20 protein-coding genes and 1 tRNA gene are annotated in these 18,042 nt (G+C 33.4%); 9 read left to right on the forward strand and 12 right to left on the reverse strand.

What is annotated here, in order from left to right:
* Window positions 1–76: 76 nt before the first annotated feature.
* Window positions 77–151: transfer RNA gene (locus HUE87_RS10280), tRNA-Val, on the forward strand.
* A gap of 83 nt (window positions 152–234) precedes the next feature.
* Here the strand turns inward: HUE87_RS10280 and HUE87_RS10285 are convergent.
* From HUE87_RS10285 to HUE87_RS10295, 3 genes are all read right to left on the reverse strand, one after another.
* The gene (locus tag HUE87_RS10285) at window positions 235–690 is read right to left on the reverse strand and encodes a hypothetical protein (RefSeq protein WP_194366299.1); all 456 of its coding nucleotides are present in this window, start codon (window positions 688–690) and stop codon (window positions 235–237) included.
* On the reverse strand, window positions 687–950 hold the full coding sequence (locus HUE87_RS10290; protein ID WP_194366300.1) for a hypothetical protein: 264 nt from the start codon (window positions 948–950) through the stop codon (window positions 687–689). Before HUE87_RS10290 ends, HUE87_RS10285 begins: the two co-directional genes overlap by 4 nt.
* A gap of 65 nt (window positions 951–1,015) precedes the next feature.
* Window positions 1,016–1,567 (reverse strand): YqiA/YcfP family alpha/beta fold hydrolase, encoded by a 552-nt coding sequence (locus HUE87_RS10295; RefSeq protein ID WP_194366301.1) that lies wholly within the window; start codon window positions 1,565–1,567, stop codon window positions 1,016–1,018.
* A 129-nt stretch (window positions 1,568–1,696) separates the two neighbouring features.
* Here HUE87_RS10295 and HUE87_RS10300 point away from each other — a divergent pair, with 129 nt between their 5' ends.
* Window positions 1,697–1,906: a hypothetical protein gene (locus HUE87_RS10300; protein WP_194366302.1), complete on the forward strand. Its 210-nt coding sequence runs from the start codon at window positions 1,697–1,699 to the stop codon at window positions 1,904–1,906.
* Window positions 1,907–1,911: 5 nt separating this feature from the next.
* Here HUE87_RS10300 and HUE87_RS10305 read toward each other — a convergent pair whose 3' ends face one another.
* The gene (locus HUE87_RS10305; RefSeq protein ID WP_194366303.1) at window positions 1,912–2,814 is read right to left on the reverse strand and encodes an MBL fold metallo-hydrolase; all 903 of its coding nucleotides are present in this window, start codon (window positions 2,812–2,814) and stop codon (window positions 1,912–1,914) included.
* Window positions 2,815–3,118: 304 nt separating this feature from the next.
* Between HUE87_RS10305 and HUE87_RS10310 the strand changes: the two genes are divergently transcribed.
* Complete coding sequence (locus HUE87_RS10310) at window positions 3,119–4,717, forward strand: cation:proton antiporter domain-containing protein (protein ID WP_194366304.1); 1,599 nt, start codon at window positions 3,119–3,121, stop codon at window positions 4,715–4,717.
* 32 nt (window positions 4,718–4,749) lie between these two features.
* Here HUE87_RS10310 and HUE87_RS10315 read toward each other — a convergent pair whose 3' ends face one another.
* Window positions 4,750–5,892: a BaiN/RdsA family NAD(P)/FAD-dependent oxidoreductase gene (locus HUE87_RS10315; protein ID WP_194366305.1), complete on the reverse strand. Its 1,143-nt coding sequence runs from the start codon at window positions 5,890–5,892 to the stop codon at window positions 4,750–4,752.
* 97 nt (window positions 5,893–5,989) lie between these two features.
* On the opposite strand from HUE87_RS10315, the gene HUE87_RS10320 reads away from it, so the two are divergent.
* The 6 genes from HUE87_RS10320 to tilS all read left to right on the forward strand — a co-directional run bounded on the left by HUE87_RS10320 (window position 5,990) and on the right by tilS (window position 12,839).
* Window positions 5,990–6,376, forward strand: a complete 387-nt coding sequence (locus tag HUE87_RS10320; protein ID WP_268246190.1) for an SxtJ family membrane protein — start codon at window positions 5,990–5,992, stop codon at window positions 6,374–6,376.
* A gap of 8 nt (window positions 6,377–6,384) precedes the next feature.
* Complete coding sequence (locus tag HUE87_RS12755) at window positions 6,385–6,534, forward strand: DUF5989 family protein (RefSeq protein WP_229855132.1); 150 nt, start codon at window positions 6,385–6,387, stop codon at window positions 6,532–6,534.
* A 9-nt stretch (window positions 6,535–6,543) separates the two neighbouring features.
* A complete protein-coding gene (locus tag HUE87_RS10325; RefSeq protein WP_194366307.1) occupies window positions 6,544–8,430 on the forward strand; it encodes a carbamoyltransferase family protein in 1,887 nt (628 codons plus the stop codon).
* 106 nt (window positions 8,431–8,536) lie between these two features.
* Window positions 8,537–10,441, forward strand: coding sequence for a tetratricopeptide repeat protein (locus HUE87_RS10330; protein WP_194366308.1), 1,905 nt, complete (start codon window positions 8,537–8,539; stop codon window positions 10,439–10,441).
* A gap of 96 nt (window positions 10,442–10,537) precedes the next feature.
* Window positions 10,538–11,851 carry a 30S ribosomal protein S12 methylthiotransferase RimO gene (gene rimO, locus HUE87_RS10335; protein ID WP_194366309.1) on the forward strand — a complete coding sequence of 438 codons (1,314 nt, stop codon included), beginning with the start codon at window positions 10,538–10,540 and terminating at the stop codon, window positions 11,849–11,851.
* Window positions 11,844–12,839 (forward strand): tRNA lysidine(34) synthetase TilS, encoded by a 996-nt coding sequence (tilS, locus tag HUE87_RS10340; RefSeq protein ID WP_194366310.1) that lies wholly within the window; start codon window positions 11,844–11,846, stop codon window positions 12,837–12,839. The genes rimO and tilS overlap by 8 nt, the downstream gene beginning before the upstream one ends.
* Here tilS and HUE87_RS10345 read toward each other — a convergent pair.
* The 7 genes from HUE87_RS10345 to miaB are packed head-to-tail and all read right to left on the reverse strand — an operon-like array spanning window position 12,822 to window position 18,040.
* Window positions 12,822–13,361, reverse strand: coding sequence for a hypothetical protein (locus HUE87_RS10345; protein ID WP_194366311.1), 540 nt, complete (start codon window positions 13,359–13,361; stop codon window positions 12,822–12,824). The two genes, tilS and HUE87_RS10345, sit on opposite strands and share 18 nt — an antisense overlap.
* Complete coding sequence (locus HUE87_RS10350; RefSeq protein WP_194366312.1) at window positions 13,351–13,875, reverse strand: hypothetical protein; 525 nt, start codon at window positions 13,873–13,875, stop codon at window positions 13,351–13,353. The genes HUE87_RS10345 and HUE87_RS10350 overlap by 11 nt, the downstream gene beginning before the upstream one ends.
* A complete protein-coding gene (locus HUE87_RS10355; protein WP_194366313.1) occupies window positions 13,872–14,864 on the reverse strand; it encodes a hypothetical protein in 993 nt (330 codons plus the stop codon). The genes HUE87_RS10350 and HUE87_RS10355 overlap by 4 nt, the downstream gene beginning before the upstream one ends.
* The gene (locus tag HUE87_RS10360; protein WP_194366314.1) at window positions 14,861–15,697 is read right to left on the reverse strand and encodes a tyrosine-type recombinase/integrase; all 837 of its coding nucleotides are present in this window, start codon (window positions 15,695–15,697) and stop codon (window positions 14,861–14,863) included. Before HUE87_RS10360 ends, HUE87_RS10355 begins: the two co-directional genes overlap by 4 nt.
* The gene (locus HUE87_RS10365; protein WP_194366315.1) at window positions 15,675–16,133 is read right to left on the reverse strand and encodes a hypothetical protein; all 459 of its coding nucleotides are present in this window, start codon (window positions 16,131–16,133) and stop codon (window positions 15,675–15,677) included. Before HUE87_RS10365 ends, HUE87_RS10360 begins: the two co-directional genes overlap by 23 nt.
* Window positions 16,123–16,746 carry a lysophospholipid acyltransferase family protein gene (locus HUE87_RS10370; RefSeq protein WP_194366316.1) on the reverse strand — a complete coding sequence of 208 codons (624 nt, stop codon included), beginning with the start codon at window positions 16,744–16,746 and terminating at the stop codon, window positions 16,123–16,125. The genes HUE87_RS10365 and HUE87_RS10370 overlap by 11 nt, the downstream gene beginning before the upstream one ends.
* Window positions 16,739–18,040, reverse strand: a complete 1,302-nt coding sequence (miaB, locus tag HUE87_RS10375; protein ID WP_194366317.1) for a tRNA (N6-isopentenyl adenosine(37)-C2)-methylthiotransferase MiaB — start codon at window positions 18,038–18,040, stop codon at window positions 16,739–16,741. The genes HUE87_RS10370 and miaB overlap by 8 nt, the downstream gene beginning before the upstream one ends.
* Window positions 18,041–18,042: the final 2 nt, after the last annotated feature.

Consider the following 18,042-nt stretch of genomic DNA (forward strand, 5'->3'; position numbering starts at 1 on the left):
TTAGATTTTTAGGAACTTTGCATGAAGCTTGGTAAAAAAATATAATTTAAGTATTTTTTGCTAAAATTACGCTCTTGCTCGATTAACTCAGCGGTAGAGTGCTTCCATGACATGGAAGAAGCCACTGGTTCGAACCCAGTATTGAGCACCACTTCAAACCACAGAAGCAGAGATTCTAATAGTTTTTGTTTCTATTGTCTTTTAATAAACTACCCTGTATATAATATTGCTTTTTTATGAAAGAATATGCCTTAACTGCATTGCAAACCACAATATCCCAAGATTTAAGAAAAATATCATCAAAGAACTTCCGCGGGACACCAAGTTTTGCAAAACAGTACGTTCCTTTTTATGCGTTTTTAGAGCTATTCTCATATGAATTATCGTTAAAACAGTTATTGCACCCACATAAAATAGTTTATGGCTCATCATATAACCAAGTTTGGACTCATTTATATCAAATGTAAGTACATCGATAATATTGAAGTTAATAAATAAAATACTGCCTGTTGTCAATAGCACTATAAGCCAAGCTACTTCAAAATATCCATATAGTGGTCCAAGGTATTCATAGGTCTGAGCCTGTGCTTCTTTTCCCTTTAAAAAAATCCCAAGAATAAAAAGAAGTAAAGCACCACCTATCCACGCAGTTGCAGCTAAAATGTGAAAATACAAAACTATATCAATCATCTGTTCTCAATATTTTTAATAATATACCAATTTTTTTTACTATCGGCATTTATCTCTTCTTTAACACTTTTTTTATCCAGTAGGTGCTGAATGATTTTTACATTCTCGAACAAATTGTTAACAGATTTAAGTTGTGGCAGATTAATCTTTTGGCTTGCCTCTTTATGTGGTGTTTCAGGCTCTATAGAAATCCATTTTACTTGAGCATTCAAATCTATTACTATAAGAAAGGCAATCAATACAGCCACTACAAATCTCATAACCTACTCCCAATATTTACTTATATAAATGCAATCATATCAAGATTGCGTTTAACTAATCCACTTTAAAGTATAAACTCTCTTATTCTCTCAAAGTGTCTCTCAATGCCATCAAAACCATGAGTGCCACCCTCTTCTATAATTACGTTCGCATTTGCAAATTTATTGACAGCCTTTTTGTAGTCAAGAGTCTCATCACCCTTTTGTACTAAAAGCATAAAATCACTTTGATTGATTTCATCTTTTTCATAGTTTTTCAGCATTTTAATATGAGACTCTCTCCACTCAAAGATGCTCTCATCATAGTAGCTTGGTACATAGCCTGTGAGTTTAGCAAGCGTTTCATAAGGAAATATAGACGGGTTTATAAGAACTCCCCTCAAACCATACTTTTGAGCTAAATATATAGTATAAAACCCGCCCAAAGACGAGCCTATAAGCTTTACATTGCCTTTGTAAGACTCTATTAACTCTTCTAAAGTCTGTATAGCCAACTCTGGAATATAAGACAATGATGGAGCTACAAAACCCTCATCTAAACTTTTAAAATACTCTCTAAAAGCGTTTGCCTTAATCCCATCTCCGCTTCCACTAAAACCGTGTATATAGATAATCATTGCATACACCCCTCTTTTTCTTAATAAACTCTTCTCATACTGAAGAATTATACCTCTTTTTATTAGAACTTGAACATTGGATTTATCTGATATATGATAATATTTGCCAAACAATTCCAAGGAACAATTATGACAACTTTAGAGGCAGCGGTAGAGTTACTAAAGCTTATATCGCTTATGGTATTTATCTCATCTATTGGTGCTCAAGTGTGGATAGCATTTTTAGATATTACAAAGTATTTTACAGACACATTGGAAAAGTTTCGCCCGGCACCATCACAAGATAAATACTCAAGAATAGCTGTGATTATAGGAGTTTTTGTTATGTTGGCTGGCTAACTAACCTATTGTTCCCACTCTAGTTTTCTATATGCTATTGCAACATTTGGCTTATGCTGCTCAGAGTAAGTTTTATACTCTTTAAAATCTTCCATTTTTATGTTATTTACTGCATCGTCTAGTTCATCACCGTCTTCCAATGCAAATGCTACTTTATCTCTTAGTGTTTTTATATAGTTATAAGTAGAATCAATCGAGCTTTTATCTACTATCTCTCCATGTCCGCCTATGATATGTTTTGCTTTTATAGTTTTGATTTTTTCTAGAGCTTCAATCCAGTTGTTTAGGTTTCCATCTCTAATAACAGGAATTCTCTCACTAAAAACCAAATCTCCTGCAAAAATAGTCTCGTACTTAGGTATATGAATAAATATATCACTGTTTGAGTGTGCTCTTTTGTCTACTGCTTCAAGGTAGACTTTTATACCGTTTAGTTCTAAAACTTTTGTACCATCTACAAGTGTGCTTGGAAAAACTTGCTTGGTTCCTGCGTAAGCCTCTTTAGAGATTCTGCTTTGCATTCTAGTCTCTTGAACTATTTCTACATTTTTAAACTCTTTTGAGCCAACAATCTCTACACCAATCTCTTTGTAGTAAGCATTACCAAGATAGTGATCATCATGCCCATGTGTGTTTATAAGATAAGAGATAGGCAAGTCTTTAATCTCTTTCATATTTGCATGTGTACTTTTTGCATAAAGGTATGAAGGACCACTATCTATAACGATATAACTATCACCCATATTTACATAACAAGAGTTTGATATATTTCCATTATTTTTCTCATTCATAACTTCTGGCAAGCCGAAAAAGCAATATGTATTAGAGTTTACTTTTGTTGGAGAGAGAGTGTATTCAAAAGCAAATAGAGAATTTAAAAGTAACACGCTTAACAGAAGCAGTTTCATAGAGCAACCTTTTTTAGATTTTATATTGGCTCTAATAATATCGTAAATTGCTTTATACTTTCATAGAATCAGCACACGTTCCCATTCTACTAAAAATGCCCACTGAAAGTTGTATCTATCCACAGTTAACATGTAGCATCAAGCACTTCTATTATGTAAAGTAAATTTTCTACATGTAGAGATTCCAAAGTTACTAAATTTAAGCTCACTGCTTAAAACTTCGCCGCGGTAAACATTACAGGATATGTATATATTTCATACATTAAATTTAAAAAAAATTTCATAACTATATTATAATTCGCATATGGAAAATTTACTATTAGCAATATTTTTAACAATCACAATTGCAACTGTACTCAATATAATTTTAAAAAAATTTGATATTTCCCATATTATCGGGTATATTTTATCTGGAACAATTATAAGCTATATCTTTGGATTTAATGGGCTAAACATATATTCACTTGAGCTTATAGGCGAGTTTGGAATAGTATTTTTGATGTTTAATATAGGGCTGGAACTGAGCTTCTCAAAAATCAAAAAGATGAAAGAGATACTTCTTACAAATGGTTTACTGCAAGTCTTACTTAATGTAGTGGTAATATTTCTACTATCTTTTTATCTTTTTAAACTTGATTTTAATACATCACTTATTATATCGTTGGCATTTTCGCTTTCATCAACCGCAATAGTGCTGACATATCTCAAGAAATCAAAAGATATTCTCACTCCGTATGGACAAAAGTCTATGGGAATACTTATATTTCAAGATTTAGCTGTTATCCCTATTTTATTACTTATTACATTTTTGACAAATGATACTTTATCTATAAGTGAAGTCCTGATTAGAACAGTTATTTCAGCTATCTTGGTACTTGTTTTTATGTTTACAATTGGAGAAAAAATAGTAAACGCTCTTCTTCAGTTTTCAGCAAAAGCAGAGTTGGAAGAGTTGTTTTTAGGCTCTGTTTTTTCCATTGTAATCGGTGCTTCACTACTTACTCACGAGATGGGTTTCACATACTCTTTGGGGGCATTTATGGCGGGGATGATTATAGCTGACACTAAATATAATGTAAAAGTTGAGTCAGATATCGCTACTTATAAAGACTTACTTCTGAGTGTGTTTTTCTTTGGTGTTGGAACAAAAATTGATATGATTTATTTTTTGGAAAACATGTTCATTGTTATTTTTATTTTCTTATTGGCAATGCTTTTTAAATCGATTGTAATTTATGCCATTATCAGACGAAACTCAGACAAAAATACTTCCGCAAAAACTGCTTTAGCCTTAGCTCAAATTGGTGAATTCTCTTTTGCTATCTTTGCAATTGCCGGTTCTCATAAACTTATAAGTGAAGAGATGACTAATTTTTTAATACTTGTAGGTGTAATGTCTATGATTCTGACTCCTTTTATACTAAGTCATATTTATAAAATTTCATCTTATTTTGAAAAAGAGTTTTATGAATCAGATGTTATCACCCCTATAAAATTAAAAAATCACATAGTTATCGCAGGGTTTGGGACTTTGGGAAGAAGAGTTGCAACAGACTTGAAGGCAAGAGGAGTTGACTTTGTTATCATCTCCGACAATCTAAAACATGTACTTCTTGCAAGAAAAGTAGGTTACTCGGCATATTTTGGGCACTTAAACAAGTTGCCTGTTCTAGAGTCTTTAGCAGTAGATGAAGCAAAAGCCATCATAATAACAGTAAGTGACGAGCATCAAAAAAGACTTATCAGCGAAGCAATACTCAACTTTTTTAAAGATACCAATATAATCATTAAAATTGACAACTCAGAAGAAAAACAAAATTTAAAAGATTTACAAGAGTTGGAGTTTGTGGATGCAAGTTATGAAATATCCAATGTACTTGTAAACCACGCGTTAAACAAGTAAATTATAAATATATTAAGCTTCTAAAGTCTCAATTAGCTGAGAGAGTTGGCACACGTTACCCCGCTACTAAACGCCCACTGAAAGTTGTATCCACCAAGCTCACCTGTTACATCTACAACTTCTCCTATGAAGTATAAATTCTCTACATGTAGAGATTCCAAGGTTGCGAAATTCAGCTCACTACTTAAAACTCCGCCACGACAAACCTCAGCTTTAGAAAAACCAAAGTTGCCTGCTGGAGCGAACTCATAGTTATGGATATTTTGCAATTTCTTCATAGATTCTGAGTCTATTTTTTTGCACTCCACATCTTCTACATGTAGAGCTTCTAAAATCGCTTTTGAGAGTCTTTTTGGAAGAGGGATAACTGAACTTAGTAGTTTTTTACTACCTTTGATAAGCTCTAAAATATTATCATCTGGTAAGAAATCTATAGCAATATTTCCTTTTTGCCAATAAAGAGAAGCCGATAAAACAGCAGGACCGCTTATCCCCTTATGTGCAAAAAGCATCTCCTCTTTTAAAATTTTACAATCTACTTTTATGTTTACATAACAACTAAGTCCACTAAGTTCTTTCATCCAAAACTGATCTTTTTGAACTGTTAAGCCCACAAGAGCTGGAGTAAAATCTTTTACCTTTATACCAAAGCTTTTTGCAATCTCTAGACCAATATCGCTGGCACCAAGTGTTTTATAACTTTTGCCGCCCGTTGCTACTATGAGTTTTTTTGTTTTATATACACCTTGCAAAGTTTTCACCTCAAAAAGTTCATCTTTTTTCTCTACATGTAGAATCTCTGTGTTTAAAAGAATATCTGCATATCTGCTCTTTTTTTTCAAAATATCTATAATTTCATCAGAAGAATCTTTGCAAAAATAGTAACGGTTCTTTCGCATAATAGGCTCTACGCCGTTTACATGTAGATAATTGAGCAAATCCTCTTTTGAAAAATTATTCAAAGAGTAAGACACAAAATCACCATCTCCGTCATAATTATCTTCACTTACATGTACATTTGTTATGTTGCACTTTCCGCCACCGGAAATTTTCAGTTTTTGTGCAACTTTAGAGTTACACTCAACCACTGCTACATCTAAATTTTTATCCAAATGAGAGGCGCACATTAAACCGCTTGCCCCAGCTCCCAAAATTATCACATCATATATTTTCATGATGACATTATACTTTAGATATAATACAAAAAATAATAAAAGTAGTAAAAAAAGATGTATTAATAGTGCTACAAATATAATTATAAAGGCATAAAACATCAAAAAATCAAAAAAAAATGATTTAAAAGTATTTGCCTTAATATGGTCATTTATATTTTTAGTTATCGGATTATGGCCACTTATTAACAATGATGAAATTAGATTGTGGGCTATATTTATATTGATTATATTTGTTGTAATTGCATTTTCTAAGCCCTCAATATTAAACTCTTTTTATACAATTTGGATAAGTGTAGGTGAGTTTATTGGCAGCATAATTTCAAGAGCAATTATGATTGTTATTTTTTATGGCTTGTTCACGCCAGTATCATTTATACTTAGACTTTTTGGAAAAGACTTATTGAGAAGAAATCTTGATAAAAACAGCTCAAGCTACTGGATAGATAGAGAAACCCAACCCGGTTCGCTTAAAAACCAATTTTAGGATTTTGTATGAGTTTATTTAAAGAACTATTAATATTTTTAAGAGTTAGAAAAAAGTTATGGCTATCACCTATTATAATAATCATGTTACTTTTAGGGGCGCTAATTGTACTTGTCCAAGGCACTGCAGTAGCTCCTTTTATATATACGCTATTTTAGGATAAACAGATGTATATATTGGGTATATCTGCTTATTACCATGATTCAAGTGCGGCGTTGATAAAAGATGAAGAGATTATAGCTGCAGCACAAGAGGAACGATTTACGCGAATAAAACAAGATGCGAAGTTTCCAAAAAATGCAATCAAGTATTGTTTGCAGGAGGCCGAAATTACTCTTGATGAAGTTGATTACATCACTTTTTATGACAAACCGTTTTTAAAGTTTGAAAGACTTCTTGAGACTTACCTTAGTGAAGCACCAAGAGGCATAAAATCATTTATGATGTCAATGCCTATATGGTTAAAAGATAAACTTTATTTAAAAGAGACGCTTTCAAGAGAATTAAAAGATATTTTTGAAGAACTAAATCCAAAGCTATCAGAAAAAGAATTAAAAGCCTTTAAAAAGAGATTACAGTGCAAATTTATGTTTGGTGAACATCACCAAAGTCATGCGGCAAGTGCTTTTTACCCAAGTCCATTTGAAGATTCTGCCATACTTACTATAGACGGCGTTGGAGAGTGGGCAACAACTTCTCTTGCTTATGGGAAAAACAATAAAATAGAATTTTTAAAAGAGATTAATTTCCCGCATTCGCTAGGACTTTTGTATTCAGCAATTACATACTATATAGGTTTTAAAGTCAACAGCGGTGAGTATAAAGTTATGGGACTCGCTCCATATGGAGAACCAAAGTATGCCCAACTTATGAAAAAACATATTATCGATATAAAAGAAGATGGCTCATTTAAACTAGACATGAGTTATTTCAACTATACAACAGGCTTGACTATGACAAGCGAAAAATTTCATAAACTTTTTAATGCTCCTCCAAGAGAAAAGGAAAGCATATTGACACAAAAAGAGATGGATTTGGCAGCTTCTGTCCAGGCAATAACCGAAGAGGTGATGTTAAAACTTGCAAGACACGCCAAAGAGGTAACTGGTTCTAACAATCTCTGTCTTGCCGGCGGTGTTGCACTTAACTGTGTAAGTAATGGAGAACTTCTTAGAGCAAATATTTTTAAAGATATATGGATTCAACCAGCTGCGGGAGATGCAGGTGGTTCATTAGGTAGTGTATACAGTGTTTATTATCAAGAGTTAAATAATATCCGTAATATTAACCCAAATGAAATGGATAAGATGAAAGGTGCATTTTTAGGACCAAAATTTTCCAAAGCAAAGATTGAAAAATATCTTGACTCTGTAAATGCAAACTATAAGCATATTGATAAAGAAGAAGAACTTATTGATATTGTAAGTGATGAACTAAAAAATACAAAAGTTGTAGGCTGGCATTATGACAGAATGGAATTTGGACCGCGTTCACTTGGGCATAGAAGTATCATCGCAGATGCAAGAAGTAAAAAAATGCAATCAACTATTAATATAAAAATCAAATATAGAGAGAGTTTTAGACCATTTGCTCCATCAGTACTTAGAGAAAAAGTTAGTAAATGGTATGAATTGGATGTTGATAGTCCATATATGCTTTTGGTTGCTCCTGTAAAAAAAGAAAAGTGTTATGAAATGACAGATGAACAAAATAAATTATTAGGAATTGAAAAGCTTAATATTTCAAGGAGTGAAATCCCAGCTGTTACACATATAGACTACAGTGCTAGAATCCAAACAGTTCATAAAGAAACCAATCCAAGGTATCATAAGCTTATATCAAAATTTGAAGAAAAGACAGGTTGTGCAACTATTGCAAATACTTCATTTAATGTAAGAGGAGAACCAATAGTGTGCACTCCTGAAGATAGTTATAGGGGGTTTATGAGAACAGAGATGGATGTTCTTGTGATTGATGATTTTGTGCTCTATAAAGAAAAGCAACCAAAATATGAAGATAAAAGAAATTGGCAAGATGAATTCGAATTGGATTAAATCTGGAACTGGACATTTACTGATTTTAATTTAGTAACAAAAGAAAAAAAGCTACTTAAATCATTTTTAAAGATATCATAACTGCAAAATAAGGTAAAATTTCACTATGCTTAAAAACTTTTTTTTTACACTCATTATCGTTTCTTTATTTTTTGCGGGGCTTGAATTTATTTTAGCCTTGATTGGAGTAAAGCCAATACTCCAGACCGAAGACCCGCTGGTTGGGTTTTCCAAAAATATCCCTTTGTTTGAAGAAACACGCAATAGTGACGGCTCAGTAATTCTAGAAAGTGCCCCCAATAAGCGTGCGATTTTTAATTATCAGGCATTTCCTATGGAAAAAGCGAGCAATGCCTATCGCATATTTTGCATGGGAGGCTCTACCACCTACGGCCGGCCGTATAGAGATAAGGTCTCTTTCACCGGATGGCTGCGAGCATTTCTGAAAAACGCTGACCAAAAGCGCAAATGGGAGGTGATTAATGCCGGTGGTATCAGTTATGCCAGTTACCGTGTTGCCAGATTGATGAAAGAGATTAAGCAGTATAAGCCAGATTTATTTATTGTATACACTGGGCAAAATGAGTTTCTTGAAGAGCGCTCTTATGGTGACATGTTGGACATTCCCAGCTGGGTACTCGAGTTTAATGACATTCTTAGTAACACCAGAACCTATGCTGCTGTAAAAAAAGGGATTGATGCCCTCCGACAAGACACACCTGAGAAAACTAAGAAAAGGTATCAACTATCAGGTGAGGTAGATGAAATACTTTCCCATACTGCAGGACCGACAAGCTATCACAGGGATGAAAAGCTAAAAAGCCAAATCATCTCCCACTATAGTCTTAACATGCAACTTATGATTAATATCGCAAAAGAGGCTGGTGCGAAGATAATATTCGTAAATCCTGCAATTAACCTCAAAGATATGTCTCCCTTTAAAAGTGAACACAAAGAGTTACTAAGCAAAAAGGAGCTTAAAAAGTGGCAGGAGCTCTACAATCGCGCTTCAATATTGCATAAGGTTGGTGGGAATATAGAAGATGCTTTGGTTGATTACAAACTAGCATTGAGCATTGACGAGAGCTATGCGGAGCTTCATTACCGTGTAGGGCAGGTTCTTTTTGAATTAAAAAAATATGATGAAGCACAAAAGGCTTTTCAAAGAGCATCAGATGAGGATATCGCCCCTCTACGTATACTCAGCTCCATGCAGAAGGCTGTGGAAGATGTCGCCTCTGAGAATGATGTTCCACTGATAGATTTCTCACGCATTCTCAGAGAGGCTTATTCGCGTGAGTATAATCACGCCGTATTTGGCAAAGAGTATTTTGTAGACCATGTTCATACTAACCTTGATGGCTATCGCCTTTTAGGTCTTACCTTATTTGATGAGTTAATACGCCAAGGTATTGCCAAACCTGATGAAACTTGGAACGAAGAGCGCATAAAAGCGGTGGAGAAAGAGCTTACAGCATCGCTGGATGCTAAAGCCCTTGCCGATGTCATGGTCAATTTAAGTAAAGTACTAATATGGGCCGGCAAATTTGATGAGGGACGCAATGCACGGGAACAAGCCATAGCTATGAACGCTCTAATCCCTAAAGAACCTGGAATGAATGTTGAAATTGGAATTATTTTAATGAAAAAGGGTAAAACAGACGAAGCACTAAATCATTTCAAAGAAGAACTCAAGATAAGTAAAGATAACCGTATTATTGAAAAAACTCATCTATATATAGCATATGTGTATTATAATGATAACCAGTTTGATGAAGCGGAAAAGCATCTTCGTATAGTTTTAAAAAACAATTCATCACTTTATACTGCGCATGCCCATCTTGGAACTGTCTTGGAAAAACAAGGCAGAATCAAAGAGGCACACAGTCATTATACCGCGGCGTTGCGGATTAATCCGGATTATGAATTGGCAAAGAAAAGCATAGAGACAATGGCTAAGAAAGAAGAAGCTCTAGACAAAAAAATAAAACGTTTTAGAGGCATACATTAAGCCACTTACACCTGCTCTCAAAATTATTACATCATATATTTTCATGATGACATTATACTTTAGATATAATACGAAAAATATTTAAAAGTAGTAAGAATGAGCAATAAACTTCACATAGTATCTCTTGGGTGTACAAAAAACTTAGTTGACACAGAAGTCATGATGGGTAAACTTCAAAATTTTGAACTAACCGATGAGTCAGGCGATGCAGATGTAATCATAGTAAACACATGTGGGTTTATTGACGCAGCAAAAGAAGAATCAATAAATACAGTTTTAAATCTTCATGACGCAAGAAAAGAGGACTCTGTTTTGGTAATGGCAGGCTGCTTGAGTGAAAGATACCAAATAGAATTGGCCAAAGATATGCCAGAAGTGGACATTTTTACTGGTGTTGGTGACTACGATAAAATTGACGAACTTCTTAAAGAAAAAAAGAGCCGTTTTACAGATGAAGTTTTTTTAATTGATGGAGCGGAGCGTGTAATTACAGGTTCAACCTACCACGCTTACATAAAACTCTCAGAAGGGTGCAACCAAGTATGTAGCTTCTGTGCAATTCCATCTTTTAAAGGCAAGCTAAACTCAAGAAATTTGGACTCTATTGCTAAAGAGGTTGAAGGTTTAGTTGCGAAAGGGTATTATGATTTCTCTTTTGTCTCACAAGACAGTAGTTCATACCTACGTGACCAAAATGTAAAAGACGGTCTAAGTCTTCTTATTCAAAGAATAGAGCTAATAGATGGCGTTAAAAGTGCTAGAATTCTTTATCTTTACCCTTCAACCACAACTATCTCACTTTTAAAAAATATAGGCAACAGTAAAGTCTTTCACAACTACTTTGATATGCCTATTCAACATATAAATGATGAGATGCTTCGTATGATGAAAAGAGGTTTCGGTAAAGAGAAAACTATTGAACTATTAGAGTATATGAAATCACTTCCAAACTCTTTTATTAGAACTAGTTTTATCGTTGGACACCCTAATGAAACTGAGGAGATGTTTGAAGAGATGTGCGAATTTGCAGCTTCTTTTGGCTTTGACAGAATCAATGTTTTCTCATACTCTGATGAGGAGACAACATCAGCATACGACATGAGCCAAAAAATTAGTGTAGAAGTTATCGCTGAGCGCGCTGATATCTTAGGCCAAATAACTAGCGAGTGTTTAGAAAAATCCCTAAGGGCAGAAATCGGAAAAGAAGTTGAGATTGTAATAGATGGCGAGAGTGATGAGCACGAGTACCTATTAAGTGCAAAAGAGCTTATTTGGGCACCTGAGATTGATGGTGAGATTTATGTAAATGACAGAATTAAAGAGGATGACTTAGTGTTTGGAAAAATCTACAAAGCAAAAATTACCGATATTGTTGGAAATATTCTAACTGCTACAGTAGATAATGCTTGAGAAACATACACTTCAAAAATTAAAAGATAAAAAAAATCTTTTAGCCTTTTCAGGCGGTGGCGACTCCACTGCTCTGTTTTTTCTTCTTATAAAAAATCACATCCCCTTTGATATAGCAATCGTAAATTATGGAGTCAGAGAGCAGAGTAAAGAAGAAGTTCTTTACTCTAAAGAGTTGGCTAAAACTCATAATTTAAAATGTCATGTATTTAATGCTGTAAAATTTGAAAAAAACTTTGAGGCGAGAGCAAGAGAGATTAGATATGATTTTTTTGAAGAGTTGATTAAAACTTATGGCTATGAAAACCTTATAACTGCACATCATCTTGGTGACAGATTTGAGTGGATGCTTATGCAGTTTTGCAAAGGTGCTGGTTGTGCTGAAATAGCTGGAATGCAAGTAGAGGATAACAGAGGTTTTTACACACTTATTCGTCCGCTACTTCATCTAGACAAACAAGAACTTTTAGCCTATCTACATGCTAACAAAAGCAAATACTTTGAAGATGAGAGTAACCTAAATGAAGATATAAAAAGAAACTCTTTTAGACACAATTATTCACTTCCTCTTTTAGAAAAATACCTCTCTGGAATCAAAAAAAGTTTTGAGTATTTGGATGAAGACAGAAATAGTCTTATTCAAGAACTTGAAATTAATATTATTGGTGAGTTCGCATACTTTGAAAACTCACAAAATTCAAGAACTAACATCTACACAATTGACAAATATCTAAAACTAAAAGGCTACATGTTAAGTGCAAAAGAGAGAGAGCTTTTAAAGAGTGAAGAGACAGCCGTAGTTGGACGAAAATATGTAGTTAATCAAAATAGTGACTTTGTTTTTATTGCGCCATTTACAAATGCGGTAATGTCAAAAGAGTTTAAAGAAGAGATGAGAATTTTAAAAATTGAGCCAAAACTTCGCCCATACTTATATAAAAACCAAGAACTCTTTATAAAAATAAAAGAGTTACTTAGTCGCGGTTAAATCTTTCTTGTTGTTATAGACTTTCATAGTAAAAGATGAGCTAATAATTTCACCGTCTCTTTTAAAGTTTATTGGGAAATTTATACCTATTATCCAATCACTTTTATTTACGGCATCTAAAAATGTGTAAAAACTCTCAGGTGAACTCATTTCTGATGTTGTATTGACCTCATAAACGACAAAACCCTCTTCGTCATCTGATTTAGATTGTTTAGATACACTTAAAGAGTTGAAAAAACTTTCATGTTGCTTTTTAAATCTTTGTGCATTAAATTCTATTTCAAATGCTGTTATAATGTGTCTGTTGTCAGTTTTTAGTTTTTGAAGTATAACCTCTGTCTCATAAGAAAAATCTTCTATTTGCCTCAATTCAAGGGACTCTTTATTTAAATTACTTCTATTAATTCTATACTCTTTTCCAGCTGGAATCAATACAGAAAATGAGAACAGTAAAACAAATATAAGTAAAGATACAGAGAGTCCTAAAAGGTAAATATTTTGTCTAGTGATATTAGTTTTCACCCTTAATCTCCTCTTCATCTATATGATTTGTAGAGACAAATCTATACCAGCCATTTTGGGCAGGATAAAAACTACTGTAACTTCTATTAAATATTGAACGAAGTGGTGCTTGAAGCATAAAGTTGTATATATCTTTATTTGGTGTAATCCCGTATAGAATCAACCCATCTTTCATGATTTTTGCTTGAGAGAGAGTTATTCTGCTTGGAACTAAATCAAACATATTATTTATACTATCTTTGAGTACGCTATTTTTTGTGAAAACTATTTCGCTAAGCATACTCTGCTTCTCTATTTTCGTTATTTGTTTTTTCATATTTTCAATACGAATCCGTAGCTCTTGTTTTTGCTGACTTATCTCAATCCTATTTTGATCAAATCTATAGTCACGAAATAATAAAAAAATATATGTTAGTAAAAGCATAAGAAGCGCCACTGCAAAAAAAGTAAAAAGAAGTTGCATCTCAGTGGTTAAAGCGGTTTTAGACCTAGGTTTAATATAGCTATATTTCATAGTAGCTCCGCCTTGGCCATCTCACAAACCTCAACACATAAATCAATCTTTCTTATAACAACACTTAAAAACATCTCCTCTTCTAAATATCTCTTAAGGTCTTTACTCACACCAATGGCATCTGCAATAAAAATACTTTCAACAAAATCACTATTGCATTCCTCATCTTTATAAAAAGAGTTTACACAATCGTGTATTAGCAAAAATCTCTTATAGTCTTCATTAAATCCTTCTTCTTCTTCAACTTCATAACTTTCTTCAACTATCTCTTTCATATCTAGTGCTTCTGCAAATTCATCTATATCGTCACTGCTGTCTAGATCTTCTATATCACCAAAATCATCTAAGTCGTCAGAGTCAACCTCTTCTAAATCGATATCATCCATGTCTAATAATATATCTTCATCTAAAGAGGAGTCAATAAGAAGACCCTCTTTATCATCATTGGTATTAATATTTAAATATTTTGCATAAAGCAATTTAGAATTATCAAAAATTGTGAAAGATATATTTAAATCTTCAACCAATAAAAACATTGCAAAATGTCTCTCTATTTTATCATTAAAAAACCTAGTCATTATCACAAAAGGAGAAAATATAAAATCTAGACCTATGCTTTTATACTCTTTATTAATTAAACGTATTTCATCTTCTGATGTATATACAGCCAGCGCATTAGAAATACATACACTTTTTGAAGAATCAACATCAATATAATCACTCATATCACCAGCAGTACATGTAGGAACTGCCCCTTGAGTTAAAGATTTATCTAAAATTGAAATATAATAATATGGTGATGATTTAATGTAGTTCTTAATAAATTCATACATTTTTGAATTTATACTGATTGTGTCAAAGCGCATTTGGACACTATCAACTACCGTACCCTGAGAACACACTTCTACATATACAACGCTCGTTGTACCCTCAACAATAATATTAATAAAAATTTTTGTATAAAAAGCATCTATCAATTTTGCAATCATTGATTATCCACTTTACAAAGAGGATGTGCTCTACTATAATTTTGTTGTTTCAATGCACTACCCAGTTTTGTATATATTTGCGTTGTCGCCATAGACGAGTGACCCAGCAACTCACTAACATCCGCTATTGGAGCACTACCATTTAACAGCTCAGATGCATAGGAATGACGAAGTTGATGAGGCGTAACTTTCAACCCAACTCTTCTAAAGACTTTTATAATAATATATCTTAGACTGTTTTCGCTTAATTTTTCGCCATTTTTTTCTAAAATGAACTTTTTTTGCAGTGTTGTACTCAAATGTTCTTCAAGCATCTCTTTTGTAGAAGCTAAAAGTGGAATATCTCTATGTTTATTTCCTTTTCCCAAAACCCTGACCCACTCATCTGATATATCATCTATCTTAAGTGAAGAGAGTTCAGATATTCTCAGCCCTAAAGTGTAAAACATTGTTACAATCAACTTCTCGTCTGATCCACAGTAGGACAAAGCTTCTAGAATGTGTTTATGAGAGATTGGCTTTGGAAGAGTTTTTGCAACCTTTACGCTATCATCTGCCTTTAAGGTCACTTCTACACCATTCTCATTAAGATACTCAACAAATGAACGTATAGAACTAAGTTTTTTGCTGATAGTTTTTGGATTTAGAGAAGCAATTTTAATTCGATATGGCATAAGATTAAAAAGAAGATAATTTTTTTCTTCTACTATTTCTATATGTAATAATGCTTCTTTTAAAGACTCATCATAACTTTTTACAGTTAAATCGGAGTAGCCCAGCTCCTCTAGGTTTTGTAAAAATTCTTTGCGCTTAGCGCTTATTAACTTTTTCAAGAAGCTTCTCAAACATATCATAATATTTTGCTGATTGGGCAACTAACTCTTTATCGGTTATAACGCTTGGTGCCAACTTTATATATGCGCTAATCATAATATTACAAATCATCCTGATTTTAGCTTTGTCTGAATCTGAAATATCTTCATGCAGTGCAATCTCATCTATTACCTTAGTATATTTTTTAGCATCATCATTGTATCTAACATATCTAAGTGAATTTTGAGATTGAGCCATAATAGTTGCTGCCATACGGTTATATACATCCAAACTAAATGCTTCTTTAGCCAGATTATAAGCCTCTTTGTAGTCTGAAACTTCATAATAGTATTTAGCTTTTAAAGACTTTTCATAAGATGGGCTTAATAAATAAAATCCACCCATAATCGCAAATAAAGAGAATGAAAAAATGAAAAATATTATCTTAGGCTTCATGTTTAAGTAATCCTTCCTTGATTAAAAGCTTAGCCTCTTCTATATCCATTTCACTAACATCAATTTCAGATGTTGAATAATAATGTAAAGTCCCAAAAGGCTTTGGAATAATAAACTTATCCCAAGAGTTTAACTGCCAAAATTTTGTAGGCTTTACGTTGAATAGCGCTATCTTTGCTTTGGTTTTTTTAGCCATTATTACAATACCATCAGCAACTTCATGCCTTGGACCCTTAGGACCATCTGGTGTAATGCCTATATCGTATCCATCTTTTAATGCTCTTATACCCTGAATCAAAACTTTTGCTGCATTTCTGTTTGTAGAACCAGCAATAGTTTCTAACCCAAAGTATTCTATAGTTTTTGAGATTAAAAGTCCATCAAAATGGCTGGATATTAAAACTTTAGCATTAGGGGTTTTTCTGTATTGGAAATAAAGATAAGGGAGCATTAAAAGTTCACCATGCCAACAAGCAAAAATAATAGGTTCACTACCTACACTTTTTGGAGCATGGAACACTTTCTTGTTTGTCACGTACAATAATCTAATCAATAAAGATGCGAAAAATGGAACAACCATTAGTACGGTTGCTCGAAACAATTTTTTACGCAACAACTTCTCCAGTTAAAATAGTTCTGCCGATTGCAGTAATTTTAACATCACGAAATTCACCTAAAAGTTCATCTGAACCTTTAACTTTTATTACAATATTATTGTCACTTCTTCCACTTACGAAATAATCTTTATTTAAATCTTCAAAATATACTCTGTATATTTTTCCTAAAGATGTTGCATTTATCTCATCTAGTATCTCAGTATTAAGATTTTGCAACGATGTTAATCTAAAAGAGGCTACATCTTCGTCTACCGTATTTGTAAAATGCTCTGCCTCTGTCTCTGGACGAGGTGAATATTTAAAAGAGAATATTTGATCAAATCTTACTCTCTTCATAACGTCAATAGTATCTGCGAAATCTTCATCACTCTCACCAGGAAACGCAACAATAATATCTGTAGAGATACTAACCTCAGGACATACGCTTCTTAGTTTTTCTACTCTCTCTAAAAACCACTCTTTTGAGTAACCGCGTTTCATATCTTTAAGTACTTTTGTGGAACCGCTTTGTAGTGGCATATGCATAGATTTACAGATTTTAGGGTTTCTTGCAAACTCCTCTATAAACTCATCATCCATATGAAACGGGTGCGGGGATGTAAAGCGAATTCTCTCTAGTCCATCAATTAGACTCAAGCGACGAAGCAACTCTGAGAAGTTAACTTTTTCATGTTCACCTGAAAACCTGCGACCATAGTTATTTACATTTTGTCCTAGTAAAAAAACCTCTTTAGCTCCGCCTTTTACAGCTCTAGTAGCTTCACGGATAATAAGTTCATCTGGGATAGATATCTCATCACCTCTTGTTTTTGGAACTATACAATAGGTACAGGATTTATCACAACCCATAGATATATTTATAAATGCTTTATAAGGTGATGTTCTAAAGTCATCAAAAGCAAACTCACTTTCGTCATAGTTAATATCTATTTCGACAGCTTTTTCCCTATGTAGGACATCTGTTATTTTAGAGACATTTCTAGCACCCAAAACAAAACTAACATATGGAGCGCGTTTAATAATCTCCTCGCCCAAGTGAGAGGCAGTACAGCCACAAACACCGATTTTAGCACCATCTTTTTTCTTTTTATTAAATACGCCCAACTCTGAAAAAAGCTTAGAAACTGGTTTTTCTCTAACTGAACAAGTATTTATTAAAATTAAATCTGCGCTTGCCAAATCATCAGTAAGAGTGTAATTCTCTTTTTCGCTAAGCTGAGCAATAATATGCTCTGAGTCGCGAGAATTCATAGCACAACCTAATGTTTCAATAAATAGATTCTTTGACATAA

The organism is Candidatus Sulfurimonas marisnigri, assembly GCF_015265475.1.
GTDB classification, from domain to species: Bacteria; Campylobacterota; Campylobacteria; order Campylobacterales; family Sulfurimonadaceae; genus Sulfurimonas; species Sulfurimonas marisnigri.

What these genes read in the sequence shown, in the direction of transcription:
- HUE87_RS10305 (WP_194366303.1), bottom strand. Translation starts at nt 2,814, where the DNA reads ATGAAACTGCTTCTGTTAAGCGTGTTACTTTTAAATTCTCTATTTGCT.
- miaB (WP_194366317.1), bottom strand. Translation starts at nt 18,040, where the DNA reads ATGTCAAAGAATCTATTTATTGAAACATTAGGTTGTGCTATGAATTCT.
- HUE87_RS10315 (WP_194366305.1), bottom strand. Translation starts at nt 5,892, where the DNA reads ATGAAAATATATGATGTGATAATTTTGGGAGCTGGGGCAAGCGGTTTA.
- HUE87_RS10355 (WP_194366313.1), bottom strand. Translation starts at nt 14,864, where the DNA reads ATGATTGCAAAATTGATAGATGCTTTTTATACAAAAATTTTTATTAAT.
- tilS (WP_194366310.1), top strand. Translation starts at nt 11,844, where the DNA reads ATGCTTGAGAAACATACACTTCAAAAATTAAAAGATAAAAAAAATCTT.
- HUE87_RS10300 (WP_194366302.1), top strand. Translation starts at nt 1,697, where the DNA reads ATGACAACTTTAGAGGCAGCGGTAGAGTTACTAAAGCTTATATCGCTT.
- HUE87_RS10310 (WP_194366304.1), top strand. Translation starts at nt 3,119, where the DNA reads ATGGAAAATTTACTATTAGCAATATTTTTAACAATCACAATTGCAACT.
- HUE87_RS10365 (WP_194366315.1), bottom strand. Translation starts at nt 16,133, where the DNA reads ATGAAGCCTAAGATAATATTTTTCATTTTTTCATTCTCTTTATTTGCG.
- HUE87_RS10290 (WP_194366300.1), bottom strand. Translation starts at nt 950, where the DNA reads ATGAGATTTGTAGTGGCTGTATTGATTGCCTTTCTTATAGTAATAGAT.
- HUE87_RS10330 (WP_194366308.1), top strand. Translation starts at nt 8,537, where the DNA reads ATGCTTAAAAACTTTTTTTTTACACTCATTATCGTTTCTTTATTTTTT.
- HUE87_RS12755 (WP_229855132.1), top strand. Translation starts at nt 6,385, where the DNA reads ATGAGTTTATTTAAAGAACTATTAATATTTTTAAGAGTTAGAAAAAAG.
- HUE87_RS10325 (WP_194366307.1), top strand. Translation starts at nt 6,544, where the DNA reads ATGTATATATTGGGTATATCTGCTTATTACCATGATTCAAGTGCGGCG.
- rimO (WP_194366309.1), top strand. Translation starts at nt 10,538, where the DNA reads ATGAGCAATAAACTTCACATAGTATCTCTTGGGTGTACAAAAAACTTA.
- HUE87_RS10295 (WP_194366301.1), bottom strand. Translation starts at nt 1,567, where the DNA reads ATGATTATCTATATACACGGTTTTAGTGGAAGCGGAGATGGGATTAAG.
- HUE87_RS10350 (WP_194366312.1), bottom strand. Translation starts at nt 13,875, where the DNA reads ATGAAATATAGCTATATTAAACCTAGGTCTAAAACCGCTTTAACCACT.
- HUE87_RS10285 (WP_194366299.1), bottom strand. Translation starts at nt 690, where the DNA reads ATGATTGATATAGTTTTGTATTTTCACATTTTAGCTGCAACTGCGTGG.